General features: G+C 53.8%; 22 protein-coding genes and 2 pseudogenes. 17 read left to right on the plus strand and 7 right to left on the minus strand.

Annotation, left to right across the window (positions count from 1 at the left end; genetic code table 11):
- Positions 1–116: 116 nt before the first annotated feature.
- From E4656_RS03020 to E4656_RS03040, 5 genes are all read right to left on the minus strand, one after another.
- Positions 117–1010, minus strand: a complete 894-nt coding sequence (locus tag E4656_RS03020; protein WP_135481061.1) for an ABC transporter ATP-binding protein — start codon at positions 1008–1010, stop codon at positions 117–119.
- 34 nt (positions 1011–1044) lie between these two features.
- On the minus strand, positions 1045–2073 hold the full coding sequence (locus E4656_RS03025; RefSeq protein ID WP_135481062.1) for an ABC transporter permease: 1029 nt from the start codon (positions 2071–2073) through the stop codon (positions 1045–1047).
- A complete protein-coding gene (locus tag E4656_RS03030) occupies positions 2070–3440 on the minus strand; it encodes a CmpA/NrtA family ABC transporter substrate-binding protein (RefSeq protein ID WP_135482230.1) in 1371 nt (456 codons plus the stop codon). The genes E4656_RS03025 and E4656_RS03030 overlap by 4 nt, the downstream gene beginning before the upstream one ends.
- 540 nt (positions 3441–3980) lie before the next feature.
- On the minus strand, positions 3981–5108 hold the full coding sequence (locus tag E4656_RS03035; protein WP_135481064.1) for a CmpA/NrtA family ABC transporter substrate-binding protein: 1128 nt from the start codon (positions 5106–5108) through the stop codon (positions 3981–3983).
- 2 nt (positions 5109–5110) lie between these two features.
- A complete protein-coding gene (locus E4656_RS03040; protein WP_135481066.1) occupies positions 5111–5740 on the minus strand; it encodes an ANTAR domain-containing response regulator in 630 nt (209 codons plus the stop codon).
- A 218-nt stretch (positions 5741–5958) separates the two neighbouring features.
- Between E4656_RS03040 and E4656_RS03045 the strand changes: the two genes are divergently transcribed.
- Complete coding sequence (locus E4656_RS03045) at positions 5959–6408, plus strand: tellurite resistance TerB family protein (protein ID WP_135481068.1); 450 nt, start codon at positions 5959–5961, stop codon at positions 6406–6408.
- Here E4656_RS03045 and E4656_RS03050 read toward each other — a convergent pair.
- Positions 6390–7634 (minus strand): MFS transporter, encoded by a 1245-nt coding sequence (locus E4656_RS03050; RefSeq protein WP_167855910.1) that lies wholly within the window; start codon positions 7632–7634, stop codon positions 6390–6392. The genes E4656_RS03045 and E4656_RS03050 overlap by 19 nt on opposite strands.
- 501 nt (positions 7635–8135) lie before the next feature.
- Between E4656_RS03050 and E4656_RS03055 the strand changes: the two genes are divergently transcribed.
- The 7 genes and pseudogenes from E4656_RS03055 to E4656_RS03085 all read left to right on the plus strand — a co-directional run bounded on the left by E4656_RS03055 (position 8136) and on the right by E4656_RS03085 (position 13250).
- Positions 8136–8960, plus strand: a complete 825-nt coding sequence (locus E4656_RS03055; RefSeq protein ID WP_205849078.1) for a trypsin-like peptidase domain-containing protein — start codon at positions 8136–8138, stop codon at positions 8958–8960.
- Positions 8961–9025: 65 nt separating this feature from the next.
- Positions 9026–9387, plus strand: a pseudogene (locus tag E4656_RS03060) (transposase); the annotation flags it as partial.
- A 191-nt stretch (positions 9388–9578) separates the two neighbouring features.
- Positions 9579–9686 (plus strand): annotated as a pseudogene (locus E4656_RS20430) (IS3 family transposase); the annotation flags it as partial.
- Complete coding sequence (locus E4656_RS03070) at positions 9677–10315, plus strand: MFS transporter (RefSeq protein ID WP_135481075.1); 639 nt, start codon at positions 9677–9679, stop codon at positions 10313–10315. The pseudogene E4656_RS20430 and the gene E4656_RS03070, both read left to right, overlap by 10 nt.
- 326 nt (positions 10316–10641) lie before the next feature.
- Positions 10642–11118, plus strand: a complete 477-nt coding sequence (locus tag E4656_RS03075) for a hypothetical protein (protein ID WP_135481077.1) — start codon at positions 10642–10644, stop codon at positions 11116–11118.
- A 323-nt stretch (positions 11119–11441) separates the two neighbouring features.
- Complete coding sequence (locus E4656_RS03080) at positions 11442–11864, plus strand: hypothetical protein (protein WP_135481079.1); 423 nt, start codon at positions 11442–11444, stop codon at positions 11862–11864.
- Between the two features lie 528 nt (positions 11865–12392).
- Positions 12393–13250, plus strand: a complete 858-nt coding sequence (locus E4656_RS03085; RefSeq protein ID WP_135481081.1) for a hypothetical protein — start codon at positions 12393–12395, stop codon at positions 13248–13250.
- A 472-nt stretch (positions 13251–13722) separates the two neighbouring features.
- Here the strand turns inward: E4656_RS03085 and E4656_RS03090 are convergent, their stop codons facing one another.
- Positions 13723–14250: a LysR family substrate-binding domain-containing protein gene (locus E4656_RS03090; RefSeq protein WP_135481083.1), complete on the minus strand. Its 528-nt coding sequence runs from the start codon at positions 14248–14250 to the stop codon at positions 13723–13725.
- 50 nt (positions 14251–14300) lie between these two features.
- On the opposite strand from E4656_RS03090, the gene E4656_RS03095 reads away from it, so the two are divergent.
- The 9 genes from E4656_RS03095 to E4656_RS03135 all read left to right on the plus strand — a co-directional run bounded on the left by E4656_RS03095 (position 14301) and on the right by E4656_RS03135 (position 19506).
- Positions 14301–14570, plus strand: a complete 270-nt coding sequence (locus E4656_RS03095; protein ID WP_135481085.1) for a type II toxin-antitoxin system Phd/YefM family antitoxin — start codon at positions 14301–14303, stop codon at positions 14568–14570.
- Positions 14571–14870, plus strand: coding sequence for a type II toxin-antitoxin system RelE/ParE family toxin (locus tag E4656_RS03100; RefSeq protein WP_135481086.1), 300 nt, complete (start codon positions 14571–14573; stop codon positions 14868–14870).
- A 77-nt stretch (positions 14871–14947) separates the two neighbouring features.
- Positions 14948–15502, plus strand: coding sequence for a hypothetical protein (locus E4656_RS03105; protein WP_135481088.1), 555 nt, complete (start codon positions 14948–14950; stop codon positions 15500–15502).
- Between the two features lie 738 nt (positions 15503–16240).
- Entirely contained in the window at positions 16241–16720 is a 480-nt protein-coding gene (locus tag E4656_RS03110) for a GNAT family N-acetyltransferase (RefSeq protein ID WP_135481090.1), read from the plus strand.
- Positions 16710–17183 carry a GNAT family N-acetyltransferase gene (locus tag E4656_RS03115; RefSeq protein ID WP_135481091.1) on the plus strand — a complete coding sequence of 158 codons (474 nt, stop codon included), beginning with the start codon at positions 16710–16712 and terminating at the stop codon, positions 17181–17183. Before E4656_RS03110 ends, E4656_RS03115 begins: the two co-directional genes overlap by 11 nt.
- Positions 17184–17416: 233 nt before the next feature.
- Entirely contained in the window at positions 17417–17839 is a 423-nt protein-coding gene (locus tag E4656_RS03120) for a VOC family protein (RefSeq protein ID WP_135481093.1), read from the plus strand.
- A gap of 125 nt (positions 17840–17964) precedes the next feature.
- Complete coding sequence (locus tag E4656_RS03125; RefSeq protein ID WP_135481095.1) at positions 17965–18507, plus strand: hypothetical protein; 543 nt, start codon at positions 17965–17967, stop codon at positions 18505–18507.
- 168 nt (positions 18508–18675) lie between these two features.
- Positions 18676–19002, plus strand: coding sequence for a DUF6624 domain-containing protein (locus E4656_RS03130; RefSeq protein WP_240753885.1), 327 nt, complete (start codon positions 18676–18678; stop codon positions 19000–19002).
- Positions 19003–19119: 117 nt separating this feature from the next.
- The gene (locus E4656_RS03135) at positions 19120–19506 is read left to right on the plus strand and encodes a RidA family protein (RefSeq protein WP_135481097.1); all 387 of its coding nucleotides are present in this window, start codon (positions 19120–19122) and stop codon (positions 19504–19506) included.
- Positions 19507–19565: the final 59 nt, after the last annotated feature.

A 19565-nucleotide genomic window follows, 5' to 3' on the forward strand; every position in this document is an offset into this window, starting at 1 on the left:
GAGCTGTCAGGGATGACGTATTTTGCGTGTCTCACAGGGCATGTGCCCGCGCGTGGCGACGGTAAGGTGCCTGCATTGATCGGGACTTGCGTCCCTCGCTACGGGTAGATCGCCAATCACGCCACCCGGTGTGCGTCATCCGTTTCTTCAACCGCGGCCTGTTTCGCCGGCTTGCCTTTCAGCGGCTCCACCTTCTGCTGCTTCTCGTACAGGAAGCGCAGCACGGCGCTGCGGTACTGGTTGTATTCGGGCTGGTCGGCCAGCTCGAGCCGACTGCGCGGTCGCTCCAGATTGACATCCAGCACTTCGCCGATGCTCGCCGCCGGGCCGTTGGTCATCATCACGATGCGGTCGGACAGCAGCACTGCCTCGTCCACATCGTGCGTGATCATGATCACGGTGTTGCCCAGATCCGCCTGAATCTCCATCAGTGAATCCTGCAGGTGGGCACGGGTCAGCGCGTCCAGAGCGCCGAAAGGTTCGTCCATCAGCAGGACCTGCGGTTCCATGGCCAGGGCGCGGGCAATGCCGACGCGCTGCTTCATGCCGCCGGAGATCTCGTCCGGGCGCTTGTCCCGCGCATGCGTCATCTGCACCAGTTCCAGGTTGTGCTGAATCCACTCCCGCACTTCGCGCCGGCTCTTGCGCCGGCCGAACACCTGCCTGACGGCCAGTTCGACATTTTGATACACCGTCAGCCAAGGCAGCAGTGAGTGGTTCTGGAATACCACGGCCCGCTCGGGGCCGGGGTCGGTGACCTCCTTGCCATTCAGCAGCACACCACCCTGGGTGGCGCAATGCAGGCCGGCGACCATGTTCAGTACCGTGGACTTGCCGCAGCCGGAATGCCCGATCAGCGACACAAACTCACCCTCACGGATTTTCAGGTTGAAGTTCTGCACCGCGCAGAAGGGTCCCTGCGGGGTCGGGAACTCGATGCCGACACCACTCAGTTCCAGATGTGGTTTGCGCTCGGTTGCGGTTGGCGCAGGCTTGGTTTGGGAAGACATAACGATCTCTCCGGTTGCAATGTGTTGCGGGTTTTCAGCGCACAATGGCGCTCTTGTCCCAGTTCACCCATTTCTGAATCAGCAGCATGATGCGGTCGAGCAGGAAGCCGATAAAGCCGATCATCAGCACGGCCACACAGATACGCCCCAGCGAGTTGGAAGACCCGTTCTGGAACTCATCCCAGACGAACTTGCCCAACCCCGGGCTTTGCGCCAGCATTTCGGCGGCAATCAGCACCATCCAGGAAATACCCAGCGACAGCCGCAGGCCGGTGAAGATCATCGGAACGGCCGAGGGCAGCACAATGGTCTTCACATGGCGGAACCAGTTCAGACGCAGCACGCGGCTGACGTTGTTCAGGTCCTGGTGCACGCTGGTGACCCCCACGGCAGTGTTGATCAGCGTCGGCCAGAGTGCACAGAGAGTGACCGTCACCATGGACACAATAAAGGAGCGCGACAGGCCGCCATCGCCACTGGCATAGACGGCACTGACCACCAGCGTCACCAGCGGCAGCCAGGCCAGCGGTGACACCGGCTTGAAGATCTGGATCACCGGATTGACGGCCCGATACAGCGTCTGGTTGAGGCCGATCATGACACCCAGCGGCACCGCAATCAGCGTCGCCAGCCCGAAGCCGCCCAGCACGGTCCACAGGCTGGTCACCATCTGGTCGAAGAAGGTGGGCCGGCGGTTGTAATCGCGCCAGCGTACCGGGGCGTCCGGATCCTGTTCCAGCATCTGGGTGTTGCGCGCCTCCTGCCGTTCATAGAACTCGACTTCACGCTGGTTTTCGGCCAGATGGCTGTTGACCAGATTCTGTGCTTGCTCGGCCACCTGCGCCGGGCCGGGGAAGGTGCCCAGCGAGGTATGGATCTGCTGGGCGCCCAGATGCCAGACACCGACGAAGACCAGCAGCCCCAGTATGGGTGTGATGACCCGGGCGACCAGGTCCTGCCAGTTCTGCTTGAGCCAGGTAGCGGGGTGGGTCTGCCCGCCGCCGGGCAGCAGTGCCAGCAGCGGGCCACGCGACCGTTTCAGCCAGGTGGTTGCAGTACTCATGGGGTGTCATCTCCTGTCAGACCGATGTCGAACTGGTCCAGGTAGTCGTTGGGGAAGCGGGCATCAAAGGTCATGCCGTCGATAAAGGCACTGGTGGCCGGTTTGAAGCCATCTTCGTTGTCGAAGTCGGGGAAGTCGTCGGCGCTCATGATGCCCTCGGCAATCAGGTCACGCGCGGCCTGCTCGTAGAGGTCCGGGCGGTAGATGCTGCGTGCCATCTCCATGTACCAGTCATCCGGCTTGTGCTCTTCGATCTGGCCCCAGCGGCGCATCTGTGTGAGGAACCAGATGGCATCCGAATAGATGGGGTAGGTCGCATGTTCGCGGAAGAACACGTTGAAATCCGGCACATCGCGTACATCACCGGGTTCGAACTCGAAGGTCCCGGTCATGGAGTTGGCGATGACTTCATAATCGGCGCCGACATAGTGCGGTTCGGACAGAATGCGTGCGGCTTCTTCCCGGTTGGCGTTGTTGTTTTCATCCAGCCAGTAGGCCGCGCGAATCAGTGCCTTCACGATGCGCACCGTGGTGTTGGGATATTCCTCGGCAAAGTCTTCCCGAATGCCGAACACCTTCTCCGGGTTGTAGTTCCAGATATCGTGGTTGGTGACCACTGGCACGCCGATCTGCATGAACACGGCCTGCTGGTTCCAGGGCTCGCCCACGTTGTAGCCGCTGATGGTGCCAGCCTCCAGGGTGGATGGCATCTGGGGCGGCGGGGTCACCGACAGATAGACATCGGCACCGATCTGGCCCGAGGTGTCACCCCCGGCCGGGTCATAGTAGCCCGGGTGGATGCCGCCGGCGGCCAGCCAGTAGCGCAGCTCGTAGTTGTGTGTCGATACCGGGAACACCATGCCCATGTTGAACGAGCGGCCGTCATCGGCGAACTGCTCCAGCGCTGGCTGCAGATAGTCGGCCGTGATCGGGTGTACCGGGTTGCCGTCTTCGTTTTCCGGCAGGTGCGGGCGGATGATGTCCCATACCTCGTTGGAGAGCGTGGTGGCGTTGCCGTTCAGGTCCATCGAGAACGGGGTGATGATGTTGGCCTGGTTGCCATAGCCGACCGTGGCCGCAATAGGTTGGCCGGCCAGCATGTGGGCGCCGTCCAGTTCGCCGGAGATGACCCGGTCCAGCAGTACGCGCCAGTTGGACTGGGCTTCCAGTTCCACGAACAGGAACTCGTCCTCGAAGTAACCCCGCTCGTAGGCGATGGCCAGCGGGGCCATATCCGTCAGCTTGATAAAGCCAAAGCTCAGTTCGTCCTTTTCCGGCCAGCCGGTTTCCCCTGCAGAGAGGGTGGTGGCCATCAGTGTGATGCTGGTCGCCAACAGGGCGCCGGCGACGGGTTTGCTCGTCGTCATCATTTTCTCCATGCATAAAAAAAGCGCCAAACCTGAACACACCCACGGGTGCGTCGGGTTTGGCGCCATTGCCAATAATGTCAGCCTGAGGCCGGTTGGTACCGGCGCATACTGCGGCTTCTGTAACCGTGGCCTTCGATGACCACTTGTCATTCACAGGCTGAGTTGCAGGGGCTGTGCCAACTACCACCAAAGAGGTAATAATGGCCGGAAATCAAAGAGTTACCACTAAAGAGGTATTCGGGTGCCTGGTCAGCACCGGAAGGATTGGGCCAAATGAGTGCAGCCCTGCATCAAGATTGAACAGGGTCGTTCTCAATCGGGACTGGTATTCCGAAGGGCATTGTAGTGAGGGACGCAAGTCCCGACCGGCCCGCAGGGCCCCAACAAATGCCGGCTGGCGCCGCCATCGCGACTGTGTCGCTCGCTACAGCAAGCATGTACCCGAGCGTGGCGACGGTATGCAGCCCCAGTTGTCGGGACTCGCGTCCCTCGCTACGGTGTGTGTGGTGGCTCGTTTGTCGGGACTCGCGTCCCTCGCTACACCGTCACCGGGCCGGGGCGGGCGGAGAGCTCCGCTGTGGTCGGCAGGCTCAGTGACTGTGCTGCGGCATCATAGGGCTCCAGCCGACACACCTGATCCAGCATGCTGTCCGGCACCGCCTGCTCCACCTGCTGCCAGTGCAGCATCTGGTCGGCAATCCACCGCATGCGGCTTTTCAGCGGTGCAGTACCGCCATGGGCAAAGAAGTGCTTGTGCGTGCAGGGCAGCAGCGGGCTGCAGTCGGAAGACATCTGGGCCACTGCCATGCGCAGGGTGTCAGCATCCAGCCCCACATACTCCGGGCGGGCCAGCAGGTGCGCCAGTTCCGCCCGGTTGGTCGGCTCGTCCAGCCACTGGCAGGCCCGCAGCAAGGCGCGAATCACCCGGTAATGGGTGTCCGGGTAGCGATCAGCCCAGCTCTCTGTCACGCCAAACACCTTTTCCGGTGCCTCCGGCCACAGATCATGGCCGGTAAAGGCAATACGCCCGGCATCCTGTCGCACCGCCAGCCCATTGTAGGGCTCGCCGACACAGTAGCCCTGGATCTCGCCGCTCTGCAGCGCCGATACCATCATGTCCGGCGGCACCACCACCAGCGACAGCTCCCGGTCCGGGTCAATGCCGCCCAGGCTGAGCCAGTGGCGCAGCATGTACTGGTGCATGGAGTAGGGGAACACACTGGCCAGCGTCAGGCCGGAAGCCGGGTTGTGGTCCAGCCACTGGCGCAGCGCCAGCGCCAGTTCGCTCGGTGACGGCGACCGACCCGCTGTATTGGCCTTCCCACACAGCGACAACAGCTGATCATGCAGGGTGCGGCTCAGCGTCATTGCATTGCCATTCAGCCCCAGGCCCAGCCCCGTCACCACCGGCTTGTTGATCGAGCCCAGGCCCAGCGTGCAGGCCAGCGGCATCGGGGCCAGCATATGGGCGCCATCCAGCAGCCCGAACACCAGCTTGTCGCGGATGCTGCTCCAGGAAGGCTCCCGCTGCAGTTGCACCAGCAGCCCCTCGGCTTCGAAGTAGCCCGCCTCCTGCGCCACTATCAGTGGGGCGCAGTCCATCAGCGGCAGAAAGCCCAGCTTCAGGGGGCGCGGACGGACGGTACTGTGGACAGAAGACAGCATGGTCACTCCTGGGTAATCTCGAACACATCAATGACATTGCGGGCCACATCCACCAGCCGGCTGCTGCGATCCATGGCCAGTTTGCGCAGCGCCGCGAAGGCTTCATCCTCGCTGACCTTGCGGTGCTTCATGATCAGGCCCTTGGCCTTCTCCACTATCTTGCGGTCGGCCAGCTCGCTGCGCGCATCATCCAACTCCTGCCGCAGGGCCTGGAACTCGCGAAAGCGCGCCACCGCCACCGCCAGGGTAGACTTGACGCGCTCCGGACGCAGCCCGTTGGCCACATAGGCACTGACGCCGGAGCGAATGGCCTGGGTGACGAAATCGGCATCGTCCTGATCGGCGTACATGACAATGGGTCGGGGGTTGTCCCGCGATACATGACTCATCTGTTCCAGCACGTCGCGGTCCGGCGCATCAATATCAATGATAACCATGTCGGGCTGGGTATCCGCCACCAAGCGGGCCAGCGGCTGGTTGGGGTCAGTACGCTTGTCGACCGTGTAGCCCGCATCCTTCAGCGCCTGTTCCAGCAGGGCTGCGCGCCCGGGCTCGCTGTCGACCAGCAACACATGCTGCGGGGCTGTTACGGGGCCACTGCCCGCAGGGGGTGGCGCCTTGCGGTCTGCCATAGGACGAACTCTCGGGTTGATACGTGCACTCGAACAGATTGATGCAATTTAAGTGCCTGAATCTGGGGCGATTTTTTCTGCCAGGCAGAACGCTTTGAAAATGACAGTGGAGTGTAAAGCTGACACCCGTGACTGGATTCTTCAGACCAGCACGCTTCAATGGGCTTATCGCAAGCGGCGGGTACCGCCGCTCAGCATCAGAAGAACAGGAGCAGTCGATGTTACAGAAACTCTTTCAGTGGTTCGAACAGGAAGCCGAGGAGCCGGAGAAAGACACCCGGGTGGAACTGGCCGCTGCTGTACTGATGGTGGAAGTGATCATGGCTGACCATGAGGTCTCCGCCGATGAAGAGCAGGTGCTGAAAGAGCGCATCAGCGAATCGCTCAAGCTGCCCGACGACGAAGTCGAAGCCATGATGGCCGAAGCCCGCAAGGAACAGGAACAGACGCTGGACCTCTACCAGTACACCACCGTCATCAACGAGCAGTTCAGCCCCACCGAGAAGTACCTCCTGCTGGTGGACCTTTGGCTGCTGGCCTACGCCAACGGCAATGTGCACAGGTACGAAGACGCCCTGGTGCGCAAGGTCAGCGACCTGCTCTATATGAGCCACAGCGACTTCATACAGGCCAAGCACGAAGCGCGGGATCAGTCCGCCGCCGACTGAGCCTGCTCGGGCCTCGGTGTGCGCCACCAGAACCACAGCAGCGCCAGTATCTGCGCCGCCGCACAGAGCCCGAAGCTCACCTGATAGGCCAGGATCGGGTAGCTGCCGTCCGGCTGCGCCGGCCACAGGCCGATCACCACGCCCAGCAGCCACTGCAACAGGAAGATGGTGACGAACATGGCCAGGTTCAGCGCCGTGTTTACCCGGCCCGCCAATTCATGCGGGAACTGCTGCGTCAGCCCGGCATACATCAGCGAGCCCGCAGACCCGGTGTAGCCCAGAGCCAGCCAGAGCAGGGTGCGGGGCAGGGGCCACTGGAACACCAGAGCCAGCATCAGGACACTGAACAGCGCCGCCGTGGTGATGGCGACCCGAGTCGTGCTGATGCCGAACTGCTGCAGCCAGGTGGCCAGCGCCCCCAGTGTCATGTAGCCCACGGTCATGCCCAGCGCCGTGATCAGCAGCAGGTCGGCCGTGTGCGCCGCACTGAGACCATCCACCTCGCGCATCCAGACCGCCGCCCACAGACCCAGCCAGGCAATCAGAATGGCCTGGTTCATTACGCTGGCCGGCGCCACGCGCAGAAAGCGCGGGTCCACAAACACGCGCAGGCTGCTGCGAATCTGCTCCGCCAGCGGGGTAGGGTTGTCCGACCGCTGCAGAATGGGCGGTACCCGCAAGCGCACCAGCAGTGCCACCGCCAGCGTCAGCACCGCCAGACCCAGAAACAGCCCCCGCCAGCCGGTGACCGGCAGCAGCCACTCCACCGGCACCGTCGCCGTCATCGCACCCAGACCACCGGCCGCCAGCTGCAGGCCATTGACCAGCGGCAACTGATGCCGCTGCAGTGTCGCCACATAGGCCCGGAAAGCCGCCATCAGACAGGCCGAAACCCCGAGCCCGACCAGCCCGCGCCCCAGCCACAGCAGGAACGGCGTCTCCGCCACCGCAAACAGCACCGCCCCCAGCACCGCAATCAGCAGAATGCCCGCCGCCACATTGCGGGTGTCATAGCGGTCCAGCAGCACACCCAATGGCAACTGCGCCGCCGCAAAGAACAGGAAATAGGCACTGCCGATCCACCCCAGCGTGCCCGGCGTCAAGCCCAGCTCTAGCACCATGGGCTCGGCAATGACACCGTTCACCACCCGATAGAAGTAGGACAGGTAATAACCCAGCGCGAACGGCAGAAACACCGTCAGGAAGAAACGGACATTCAGCGTCATCGGTACGGCAACTCCGGTGCACGAAAAGGGTGCATCATGCCATGACAACGCGCGCCAGGACAGTGCACCAGCCCCGTTAACCAAAACACACAAAAAGCGGGTTTGCAGAATCCTTACAGATGATCTAAAAATGAACAGTGAAAGATCCACTTGGCTGCCCTTCACCCGGACGGGCGGTAGCGTGCCAAAACAGCCAGCAACTACCCCTGGAACTGATCCCCTTGCAGGCTGCGGCCCTTGGCCGCGCAAATGCCGATCAAATCGATCCGAAGGAGGATAAACGATCATTCTGACGATCATTAAGGCAGGCATGCGGCATCAAAGCAGGGGTGAACGAGCAGACAGGGCCTTCTGGTCGTGGATGGTGAGCTTGCTCGACGGCTCTTTGGGACCATCCCACCAGGGATGCCCGAAGCACAAAGAAAGCAAATTCCCTAGACAACGAGGTCAGATAGCGGCGCTGCCGTATAACCGCTTATTTGTTTGATTAAAGGAAGAATGGTGCCAATAGCAATCCGAGAAAAGATGAGCTGGGTTCCTTTTCAGATAGAAATAATGTTTGAGAATGAACACTTAGGAATAGGTACGGCATTCGCGTATCTGTATGAAGACAAAACTTGCCTAATCACAAATTGGCATAATGTCTCTGGGCGTAACTCAGAAACACTGAAAGTAATAAACAAAGAGGCCGCCATCCCAAATAAACTGATTTTGCACTACCCCATCGACATGGACGAGGATAAGTCTACTCCCGGAGCTCCTGCCAGAATTATTGTATGGAATTCATTTGAACTGAATTTATATGAAGATGGCGAACCTATATGGTATGAGCATCCTATACATCGCAACAAGGTTGATGCTGTTGCCATTCCATTTAGTTTAGAGGCCAGCAACTTAAAGCCCGCAAACGCGGAAGAGCTAGATCTAGAGAGTATCATCCTACGGCCTAGCTTGGATGTATATGTTTTAGGGTATCCTCGGGGGATGACTGGAGGTGCGAAACTTCCAATTTGGAAACGAGGGAGTATTGCTTCAGAACCAGATTTTGACTTAGATAATCTTCCAAAGTTTTTTATTGATACTGCAACACGAGAGGGAATGTCTGGTTCACCAGTCTATGCTCAACAGAGTGGGTACATAGTTCCAGAAGGAGGTGCAGGTGTCGATGATGCCATATTCGGCGAGGCGAGAAGATTTGCCGGCATTTATTCTGGCAGGGTTGGAGATGACACGTTCAAGGCTCAGCTTGGCATAGTTTGGAAAGAAGACGCTATAGTTGAAATTATTCTTGGGTCGGAGCCTAGTATATCATCATTTGAAATCTAATAATATGGACTTCCCCCGGTACGGTAGACCCTCCTAGGCTATGATTGAGCCATAGGAGAGAGGTCTTGAGCAATCCCAGATTTACCCCAGAGTTTAAAGAAGAGGCAGTCCGGCAGGTAGTGGATCGAGGGTATTCGGTTGCTGAAGTATCTGAGTGCCTGGGCGTCTCCACCCACAGCCTGCACAAATGGGTCAAAGCCATCAAGCCCGACAAGATGGACGAGCATGCCGCGGACCTGCTTGCAGCGAAAACTGAAATCCTGAAATTGAAGTCGCAGCTCAAACGGACTTAAGAGGAGCGCGACATTTTAAAAAAGGCCGCTCGGTACTTTGCAAGAAACCTCGAGTAAAGTACCGATTTATGCTGGAGCATCGATCGCAGGTCGGTCTCAAGACCATGTGCCGGGTACTGAGCGTGGCCCGCGCAGATACTACCTGTGCTGGGATCAATGGGGTCAGAGTCACTGATTGTTGTTTTAGGGTGATGATCGCTCCAAGGTATGTATAAGGTCGGGTGTACCCTTAGGTGTGAGCATTCTAGGATCAATGACTCTGCCCCTCCCCCTTGATACCGACCCCTTTGGTATGATGCTGAGTCGATTAGACTGGATCGCGTTGGCCAAATCAGCTACCTTCGATTACGTCGAAGTACTTTGTAACCGGAAGAGAAGGCACTCCTCTTTGGGCTATCTTAGCCCGGTGGAATACGAGCGCAGATGCGTATAACTGAGTGTCTGCTTTTCGTGGGCGTGACCTGTGAATCGAGAAATGTGGAGAAGCACGGTATTAAAAATCAGGTAACGGCATATATTTATAGTGATCCAATATCCGAAAGGACTTCGAAGAATAGGAGAAATGCTCTGTTTTTTGCTGGGTTGAGCATACTACATTTTTGGAATCCTATAGTGCTTACGGGTTTTGGATTCAATCTGGATAACGGCAGCTCTTATTCCGTTTCATTAATTTTGGTGGTTTTGCTAACGTATTTGAGTATTACATTAATATTCAATATCATAAGTGATCTCACTGAGTCCATTGAAAAAATAGGCGAGTCTGATGAAAAACAAACAAAGCAAAATTGGCATATAGTTTACGAATGGGCAAAGAGCCTAACTGGGTCAGAAGGCGATGGCCCGTATCGCGATCCGACGCTTGATTCTACTAAGACCAATATACAGGCAATGCAGGAAAAAATACCTGAGTTGCTTGCTTTAGAGGCAAGGCACCGTGAAAGTGTTAAGAGAGCAAAGGTCGCACGATTTAGCAGAACAATAGTAGTAGACATAGTATTGCCACTTTCGATTATTCTAGGCGCCTTTATTTGCCATGCAATCACGCTTACGTCATGTACATAGACCACCTAACAAATGCCTGTTATCACCCCTTGGACTTCTCTTCCAGTACAGCAGACACTTCTAGGCTTAGTTTCTACATATAAGCGCTAAAGGAATCATGTTTCAGTCGACTAAAGGTGGAACTGAATTGTGCTGGTGAGATTGGGTCAGAATGGCCGAACTCGCCATATTATATTGAGTTTATATTCCAGAAATAGAAAATTTCGCTTTGGTCTATATTGGCCCGGTGGAATGCGAGCTAATGTTAGAATAGCTAATGGCTTGTCTTTCGTGGGTATGACTAGTGCCTAATGAAAAATTTTATATGACTATAGTTGGGGAGGGTTATGCATATTCGGAATGTTTTTATATCTATTGGATTGATGCTGATGATGATTTATTTATTCGGCTGCGCATCTACTCTGCTAGATCGTGAAGATAGACTTAGAAAACATGAAGTGACTGATGGAAAAGTTGGAATAAATATCACAACAGCTACGCGGCGATTAGCAATCGTTCAACCTAGTGGAAGAACTTGCAGCGAGCTTTCTCCTCCTGCCGTAATTCAAGCAAATACTTCAGGGGAAATTGGTATTAACTCGGGCACCCAAGATGAGATAGTCAGTGCCAGTGGGGAAAGAGACGAGACTGCTGTGAAGCTACTAGAAACGACTGAAAGGATTGAATGTCTACGAATTGCCTTGTTTCATGCGTGTGGTATTGGAGTGCAAAATGAGATGTCAGCAGATGAAGAGAGCAAGCTTCTGCAAAACACAATCCAGATGTGCGGGCTTTGGGGGAGCTCATTTACCATCGAAGAGTAAGTGTTAATTTGAATCAATGGTGTCAGAGTCCTATGGTTCTGATGGAAAGTGATAATCGATTCAATATTTAATGCTAATCTGGGTCGGGTACCCAATTGAGGCTTTGGTGCTGCTGGAGAGTTGGATTAATGGCTCTAACCCTATTATTATGGGCTCTGATCCCATTGATTGTTTCAGCTTAGTGGGAAACCACGAGGCCGAGGGGGAGAAGGCTCAATAAGTATCAAGGCGGCCAACCGGACGCCAAAAAGAGTGCCGCTTTTGATCCCTTCCGCTGTCGCTCCGGCGTCGGTTACCTCAACGTCAAAAAGACGGATATCTTGATGGCATATGACCCGATAAGAATTAACAATGTTTCCAGTAGTTTTCATGTGGCATCAAAGAGATGTATGGAGCAGCGGCGACTGCCCAGCGGAAAGCTTGAAATGCCACTCGTTCCAGCAGTTGTGTGTCAAGCTTTTGCGGTAGAGTTGGGTTTAAAAGCAATTCTGGAGTCAGAAGGCAATTCATGTCGAGGGCATAAGCTGAAAGAGCTTTACGACTCCCTGTCAATAGAGGCGAAAAAAAGTATATCTGATGTGGCTGGTTGTAGCGAAGAATTTATGGAGCTTAATATGGAAAAAATAAGCAATATTTTTGTCGAGTGGCGATATATTTACGAGTCTGACGAGGCAGGCCTAGACCTAGAATTCTTCAATAATCTAGCCAATGCTGTGCATCACGTAGCCAACAAGCGGGTAGAATAGTGCTAACACATAAGAGACTTCCCGGGGCAACAGGCAGTAGCAATTTTTTTGGCAGCGCCAATCGGCCAATATCAAAACCATGAGCGAGCGTATCTAGTTCGTTAGTCTCGGCGGTCTGTCACACTAGGCGCTTACAGCAAACACATATTGAGGCTGACTTACTGTGGCTATCACCACTGTCTGGCCGGCTTGTTCCTTCCGGTGGATCAGGGGCACCAGGGATGCATGGGTTAACCGGCACTGGCACTATTCAAAGCGTGTTGGCTGCCATTGGGACCAGATAGGCTCAGGCTCAGTCCGGGTGTAAACATGCTGGCTCGTGGTATTGATACAAGCGATGGGGTTAGTCAAATCGTCTTGTTGTATGTGAGCCAGGAAATAATAGTAATATATTGATATTGGAAGTTGAAATAATAAAGGGCTGTATGTTGATTTATAAATACACCGAGGAGGTAATAATATGTTGAAAGTGCGGTGGTAATTTTATTTCTTGAAGGCCATTAATTTATTGAAAATAAGGAGAAAAAAATGCCAGTCAGAGTAGTGCCAATTATTTCAAAATATGGACCATATATTAGAGAAGGCTATGAGTTTCTTAAAGACATTGGCCTCTTTTCGCGTGATTCCTCGTCGGTAAATGATGCTATTGATAGCATAAGCCGACAAATCCAGGAAATCAATGGTAGGCTGTCTGAATTAAGCATTAGACTTGATCAGGTACGAGATGACTTGATGCTTTTGATTCAAGAAACTGAATATCATAGAATTGCTGATGATGTACTGTCTACTAATTCCGTGTTTAGAAGATACCTTGAGGTCGGTGATAAAGAGGGAATTGCGCGATTATTGCCATTGTCAGACAGAGAGGGAAGAAACTTAAAGAGAATGCTGGGGGCGGACCATGGTTTTTCTGGTGACCAATATGCTGCATATTTTAATTTATATTTAATACATTCCCAGTCTAAATTTATCATACAGTCAGCTGCGAATGATGTGACTGCCAAGAGCTATATTGAGAAGGTTGATGGAGTCAGGGTTGATATAAATAAATACTTCAAGCGTTGTTTCGAAGAGATAGTTATTTCTGAGCGGCAGAGGTATCAGGTTTCTTATATCCGGATAGAAGGGCCGCCGCAGGATAACTCTCGCGATCCCGTTGTAGGCCCCACTTACAGAATAATGGGCTACTCTTATGATGGTGGCGATCCCGTAGCAGTAACTAGTTACGAATTGCGAAGCGGAGCTTTAAACTCTGTAAGCGAAGGCAACGAAGAAAGAGAGCATGCTGCACTAGATCGAATCGATAAGAAAATAAATGAGATGGTCGAGAAGCATGCTCGCCAAGTTTGCGCGCCATATCAAGAAATAGCTGAATCTATGGCATAGTTATTATTTAATCGTAACGGTACGATGAGGTGATCTTGTTTGTTTGGCGCGTCAAGATAGTATCCACTAAAATTAAGTGGACACTTTTGAACCACTACACGCATAATGGACAAGTTACTTGCTTCACTCGCAATTTGCTGCTAGACGAGGCATAATGAGTATTCAGGTTTGAGTGGTTGTTAACCTGTGTAGTCTCTCGAGATCTATCTTCAAACAGGAAGTTCCCATGGCACCACCAAAAGTTCCAGTGAAACCGCATAAGCGGTCACCGCCTTCAACGCCAGCTAAAGAGTCACCTAAGCCTGGCCCGAAAACTGTTCCGGTGAAACCTCATAAGCGCTCTCCTCCCAAATAGCGGATTCGTTGGTTGGGTTGGTTTAAAAAGGGGTTTTCTAGCTCCTTTTTTTCCGCTGTGACCTGCCCCCAATTTCCTAATGGGTGACCCCATGATTACGACCCGATCCAGGGTTGGTTACAGGCGCCGACGAGCTTCCTTTGCGCTATCGACAAGAGCCTGCACCACCGGGGTGTCTTCATCTTCCTGGCGCCACACGGCGAACTCGCTCAGATAAAGATCAAGATCATCAACAGGCCGCCACAGCAACGAGACCTGTGAGGCTGGATCCCAGAGTTTTTCAGATACGAATGTAACGGCATCGCCAATCACGACGAGAGCCATGAGCGCCTCGAGGTCAAGCACCTCGGCAGCGACACGCAGTGTCACGCCGCGCAGCCTTGCAGCGGTGATGAGATCCGCATGCAGCTTCGGATAGAGCTGGCGCGGCTGGAGCAGGATATGCTCGTTTTCGATGTCGGCCAGGTTCAATGTTCTGTTCCTGGCGAGTGGGTGCTCTGGGGAAAGCAACAGACCAAGCCGGTCGCGACTCATCTCCAGATGGCCCAGCGCATCATCGGTTGGCGCGTAGACGCCATAGCCGAAGTCGATCTTTCTGCTGCGCAGCGCCGCCAGTGCGCTCTGCGTTATTGTTCTTGACCGCACCTGTTAACTGGTGCTATTAATAGCACCAAATCGTTGGCCAGGTAATCATTATGCCAGTGAAATTTTCCGAGGATGTCATTCCTCTATCAGACCTGAAGATCAACCCCGGAAAGGTGGTTGGTCGAGCTCAGGATACGCATCGGCCAATTCTGCTTACCAGTCGTGGTCGCGGTATAGCTGTTGTTCAGGGGCTTGAGGATTATGAGAGAACCGCTGAGGAATTGCGGTTTGTAAAGGCAGTGGCGCAGGGACTTATGGATGTTCGCGAGGGCAACACCGTATCGTTGGAGGACGCCAAGAAAACGTTGGGCATCGAGTAAATGGAATTACGCATCGCACAGTCCGCTCTTGAGGACTTACAGGCTATTCAGGAGTATTACAGAGAGCAGGATGTGCCACATATTGGCGATGATTTCGTGTCTGCTATCTTGGAGCATTGTGGAATGCTTCAAATCCACCCTGATGCTGGTCGGGTTGTTCCGGAATTCAATCTGAATCATATTCGCGAATTGATTCACGCGCCATTTCGGGTTGTCTACATCAGGCAGACTAAAGAGCTTGTGCTCATACGAGTCTGGCGGAGTGAGAGGCAGCTCGAATTGCCAGAAAGTGACACATAACCAAACCGTGCATCAATGGGGTCATGAATCAATGGGGGCAGAGTCTCCGATTTTTATGAAGAGTGATGATCGATTCAATGACTCTGACCCCATTGATTCCAATGACTCTGACCCCATTGATTCCTGATCTGAGACCGCTGTTGCGTCAGTCAATAGTCGCAGGGTGCGCTGCATTTGAGACATACCTTGCTGATAAAACGATGGAGTGTGTTGGTGCCGCATTAAAAGCCGACGACATACCAAGACGCCTGCGAGATATTCCCCTCACATTAGGCCATTGGTCGGATATTGAACGGCAGTATTCACGTCGCACATGGGGTATACGCCCCATCGTCGAGGAGGCCATTCGGGAACAAGCGAGCACGGCTCCCAACAAGGTAGGTGAGCTTCTATCTATGATCGGGGTTACAAGGTGGACCAAGAAAGTGGGTTCGACGAGAAAGGTTCCTCACGGCACGAGCGAAGAGCAACTGAAATTGTTGACCTGGCGTCGAAATCGTATTGCGCACTCTGCGGATCGAGCTGGTCAAGGGCGTGCAAATTTAGAAACATCAGAGGCGGAGGCATTCTTGGCGCATATCCGTGATGTGGCTGAGGCTATCGACACTGTCGTTGATGAACACGCCTGTTAGCATTTGATGTATAGTCAGCGCGCCCAACTCATTTGAGCCCTCTCGCAACCAGGGGTGATTCCCTGCCCTGATTCTGGATACCTCGAAATCATCCGTAGGTGTCCCATGCCAAAGTCCAAGCTAGGCTATAAAACCGGTCAGCACAGCTACTTTTTTGCTTTTTCCGCCCAGTGCTTGTTAGTCAACTATTTTCTTTTCTCATCTGAGAAAATGCGCATAATGGCTGAATCAGGTATTAGTGGTGTATGAGGGGGATATATCTATAGAGTAGTCTCGGGGATGGTGGTAAGTCCGTGGATTCTGGTGGTCGTTTGGTCTGTCCCGTATCTGAATCATTCGGCATTTTCGAAGTGGGTCGTCATCAACACATTCGTGGCATTTACCGTATTCTTGGTGACAGCCTCGATTTCACTTCTTATTATTAAGGTGTTTTCTCTATTTAGGTGGTGGCATTATTCGGGGGTCATGTTCTGCGTATGCCTGTTGCTGTACTATGGGTTTTCAACATTTGGTGTTGTTGGTTACAGTGAGTTGTATCACTCACAAACCAAAATTGTTGAAGGTGGCCATATTACAACAGCTGGTCATATTCTAAATTTCAGGACTGCGGTTTCAGGGGCTCTGCTTTCTGCAGCAGTGTTCCTGGTGTATTGGTTTATCGCCGTATGGCAACCTGGTGGTAATGCCAGGAATTCATAGTCAAGATGGTGGTCTGGCCGACAATACTGGGAATTGTAAGTGATCATCGAATATGACAGGCAGTACCGCGAATCAGCCATAGCCCTGATGGCATTGCTGCAGGAGCATGAGCGCCAATTGAGCGATGATCGCCCGCCCGCCGCTGAGGTGTCAGCGGGGCAGCTCGACTACCTGGCAGCCACGACAGAAGAGGCTAAAGGTAAAATATTCCTCGCCATTGAATCAGAACAGGCGGTTGGTCTGATCGTGGTGTTTAGTGACCATGAGCCAACTGGTACACAGCACGTCTATCCGGAGTTCCTGCAGTATGGCCTGGTCACTGATTTTGTCGTGGCGGAGTCTCATCGTGGCACCAAGGTTGCGTCCGAACTTATGCGGCAGGCAGGCAAAACGGGAGAGGGACAGACAATGTGCACTCAGCTTGCGGATGCTGGAATATCAGTCACTGGAAGATCCCGAAGGGAACCAAATACAATTATGGGAATCGGGGCCTTAGGCGAGGGCAGACATGCGATTTGACTTCAGGTTTGCCAGATCCTCCGATGCCACAGCAGTCTGGGCATTGAGGACACAGGCTATACGACTCAAGTGCTCCTCTCACTATCCGGCGGATGTTATCGAATCATGGGCCGCGGCAGAGATGCCCTCTACATTCGGTGCTCTGATCGAGAACGAGCATTTTGTTGTTGCGGAGCAAGGCGGTCGCATCGTGGGCTATGCTGGGCTGAAACCCGCGGAGCAGGAGATAGAGGCGATATTTGTGAGTCCGGACTTCAGCGGCCAAGGTCTGGGTGCCCTGCTTCTGGAGCGGGCAGAAAAGCAAGCCAGGGGTCTCCGGTTCAAAACAGTCAAGCTCCACGCCTCGCTTAACGCGGTAAGGTTCTACCAGCGGGCAGGCTACAGTGAGATGGGCCGGGGTTGGCACTCCAGCAGGAGTGGTTTGGAGATTGCCTGCGTGCATATGGAGAAGAACTTTGATTGAGCGCTCGGAATCAATAGGGTCAGAGTCATTGACTTGGTTCAGAGCGATGATCGAATCAAGGCGTAATAAAAATCCGAAGCTGGCCACACTCTTGGGGTCCTGGTGTTTGGGGGAGAGTTTGGTTAATGACTCTGACCCCATTGATTTCTTGGCAGGCGATTTAAATGAGGAATAACCATTCAATGCACGCGACAAGCGCGTGATTGCAGCGTTATACCTGAAGGAGGCCAGTAATGAAGTCACGTATATCTGTCGTGACATTGGGGGTCGATGACCTGGACAGATCAGTTGAATTCTATCGTGACGGCCTTGGGCTGAAGACGGACGGAGTAGTCGGCAGGGAATTCGAGTACGGGGCGGTTGCGTTCTTCGATCTGAGTGGGGGATTGATGTTAGCTCTGTGGCCTAGGGAGAGCATTTCACATGATTCGGGATTGGCCAAAGGCGCAGCATCACCCACGGATTTCACGATTGGTCACAATGTCAGCTCCAAGGATGAAGTGGATGCTGTTATGAAGCAGGCCAAAAATGCCGGTGCCACCATCGTGAAACCTGCTCATGATACTTTCTGGGGTGGCTATGCTGGGTATTTTCAGGATCCCGATCAGCACGTATGGGAGATTGTATGGAACCCCAGCTTGCTGCCGGAAGATTGAGGTATAACAAGCCCATGCAGCCAACCCTAGCCTAGGAGTGCCTACCGTACCGGGGAAGCCCAGCCGGGAGACCCGTTGTATTTCAATAACTACTCGCTATGTCGAATATCGATCGAGAGGTAACCATGAGAACTATTATCAATCTGTTGTCTATTGTTTTGCTTTTGCCAGCGTGTGCGATTGTTGATACAGACCGCATGGATGGCGTGGGACATTTGGTGACCTGGAAGAAAACTGCAGATATAAAGGCCAGCACAGCGCCAGCCGATTGTGAGAGTCAGTACAACGAAGCCAGGTCAGAAGTGTCAGGTCTGATTGCCACAATCGATACGAGAATTGGCGTGGTCCAGTATGAGCATTTCTCGAAAGTAGATATGTCTATAGAAGTTGTTTCCGATGAAGCGACCAATGCGGTTGCAGGGTTCTTTGATTGTACAGTAGTCAGCGGCTTCGATGAAGAAGAGCTTTTCCCAGAACTAAATGGAACAAAGGAAAAAAGCGCATCCGGAGTACTCATAGCTACAGTGCTAACTGATGTCGGCAAAGAAATACTAGAATTCGGGAGAGAGGCGAACCGTGAAGCACGGATCAGGGGAGGGGAAGTGTTGCGCGAAGCTATATCCGGTGCGTTGTGGGACGCTTGGGACGAGCTTCGAGAGGAGGAATAGGAAGAAAGGGATGGATTGATTCTTGACCTAATGCCAATCCGTGCCTCCCACGGATGGCAATCCCCCCAACTTTCTAATTCACGCTAATTTTAGTAATGCTCATCATCCAGAGATGGTCTTGAGCTCAACAATGTCATCGAGCGGAGTGCGTTACCTGGTGAGTAGCCCATGAATCAGAACCTTGCGGATGAGTTGGTCACGATGATGGCGGCGTGTACCTCCTTGTTGGAAGATGCCGTTGCGAGAAAGGATGTGGTGGGCTGGCAATTGGCATTCCTGCAGGATCGAGTGCGTCCCTTGTCCGGAAAGCCCCAATACTACGGCACCCAGTTTGATGTCGATGACGACGGTTGGCCAGTACCGTTTCCCATTGAGGATTCTGCAAAGGTAAATGAACGCCGGACGCAACTTGGGCTGAACTCCCTGGAAGAGCGCCTGGAACAAATGACTGAGCAGGAACGGCAGCGTCGTGCCAGTATCGAACAAGCCAGTTAACCAGGTGTGGCACTCGGACGCCTTGTCTCTGCGTCGCTGCATCAAGGGCGCTGGCGCCTGGCGCCTCCACTTCGGCCGCATACTTCAGACTTTGTGCAGCTATGAGGATTTAATAGAATGAAAGTCACTACCATCGAATCTGATTCTGCACCGAAAGCTGTTGGTGGTTATAGTCAGGCGATGCTTGTCGAGCAAGCTACGCGGCTCTTGTTCGTTAGCGGCCAGATCCCCGAGACACCGGATGGAGACGTTCCAATGGGCTTTGAGTCGCAATGCCGACTCGTGTGGTCGAACGTTCTTGCGCAGTTGAAAACGGCAGGGTTGTCTGTGCCGAATCTAATCAAGATAACTATATTTTTATCGTCGAGGGAGTATGCGGACCTAAACAGCCGTATTCGGCAAGAAGTACTTGGAGAGCACAGGCCAGCATTAACTATTGTCGTAGCGGATATATTCGATGAGAAATGGTTGTTGGAGATCGAGGCAATTGCAGCGGCTGCATAACAAGAATCAATGGGGAATGAATGACTCTGATCCCTTTGGTAGTATCAATGACTCTGACC

The organism is Natronospirillum operosum (genome assembly GCF_004768465.1).
Taxonomy (GTDB): Bacteria; Pseudomonadota; Gammaproteobacteria; order Pseudomonadales; family Natronospirillaceae; genus Natronospirillum; species Natronospirillum operosum.

Bases quoted from the DNA above. Each gene is read 5' to 3' on its own strand.
- E4656_RS03020 (WP_135481061.1), bottom strand. From the start codon at position 1,010: ATGTCTTCCCAAACCAAGCCTGCGCCAACCGCAACCGAGCGCAAACCA.
- E4656_RS03025 (WP_135481062.1), bottom strand. From the start codon at position 2,073: ATGAGTACTGCAACCACCTGGCTGAAACGGTCGCGTGGCCCGCTGCTG.
- E4656_RS03030 (WP_135482230.1), bottom strand. From the start codon at position 3,440: ATGACGACGAGCAAACCCGTCGCCGGCGCCCTGTTGGCGACCAGCATC.
- E4656_RS03035 (WP_135481064.1), bottom strand. From the start codon at position 5,108: ATGCTGTCTTCTGTCCACAGTACCGTCCGTCCGCGCCCCCTGAAGCTG.
- E4656_RS03040 (WP_135481066.1), bottom strand. From the start codon at position 5,740: ATGGCAGACCGCAAGGCGCCACCCCCTGCGGGCAGTGGCCCCGTAACA.
- E4656_RS03045 (WP_135481068.1), top strand. From the start codon at position 5,959: ATGTTACAGAAACTCTTTCAGTGGTTCGAACAGGAAGCCGAGGAGCCG.
- E4656_RS03050 (WP_167855910.1), bottom strand. From the start codon at position 7,634: ATGACGCTGAATGTCCGTTTCTTCCTGACGGTGTTTCTGCCGTTCGCG.
- E4656_RS03070 (WP_135481075.1), top strand. From the start codon at position 9,677: ATGCGTATAACTGAGTGTCTGCTTTTCGTGGGCGTGACCTGTGAATCG.
- E4656_RS03075 (WP_135481077.1), top strand. From the start codon at position 10,642: ATGCATATTCGGAATGTTTTTATATCTATTGGATTGATGCTGATGATG.
- E4656_RS03080 (WP_135481079.1), top strand. From the start codon at position 11,442: ATGGCATATGACCCGATAAGAATTAACAATGTTTCCAGTAGTTTTCAT.
- E4656_RS03085 (WP_135481081.1), top strand. From the start codon at position 12,393: ATGCCAGTCAGAGTAGTGCCAATTATTTCAAAATATGGACCATATATT.
- E4656_RS03095 (WP_135481085.1), top strand. From the start codon at position 14,301: ATGCCAGTGAAATTTTCCGAGGATGTCATTCCTCTATCAGACCTGAAG.
- E4656_RS03100 (WP_135481086.1), top strand. From the start codon at position 14,571: ATGGAATTACGCATCGCACAGTCCGCTCTTGAGGACTTACAGGCTATT.
- E4656_RS03105 (WP_135481088.1), top strand. From the start codon at position 14,948: ATGACTCTGACCCCATTGATTCCAATGACTCTGACCCCATTGATTCCT.
- E4656_RS03115 (WP_135481091.1), top strand. From the start codon at position 16,710: ATGCGATTTGACTTCAGGTTTGCCAGATCCTCCGATGCCACAGCAGTC.
- E4656_RS03120 (WP_135481093.1), top strand. From the start codon at position 17,417: ATGAAGTCACGTATATCTGTCGTGACATTGGGGGTCGATGACCTGGAC.
- E4656_RS03125 (WP_135481095.1), top strand. From the start codon at position 17,965: ATGAGAACTATTATCAATCTGTTGTCTATTGTTTTGCTTTTGCCAGCG.
- E4656_RS03130 (WP_240753885.1), top strand. From the start codon at position 18,676: ATGAATCAGAACCTTGCGGATGAGTTGGTCACGATGATGGCGGCGTGT.
- E4656_RS03135 (WP_135481097.1), top strand. From the start codon at position 19,120: ATGAAAGTCACTACCATCGAATCTGATTCTGCACCGAAAGCTGTTGGT.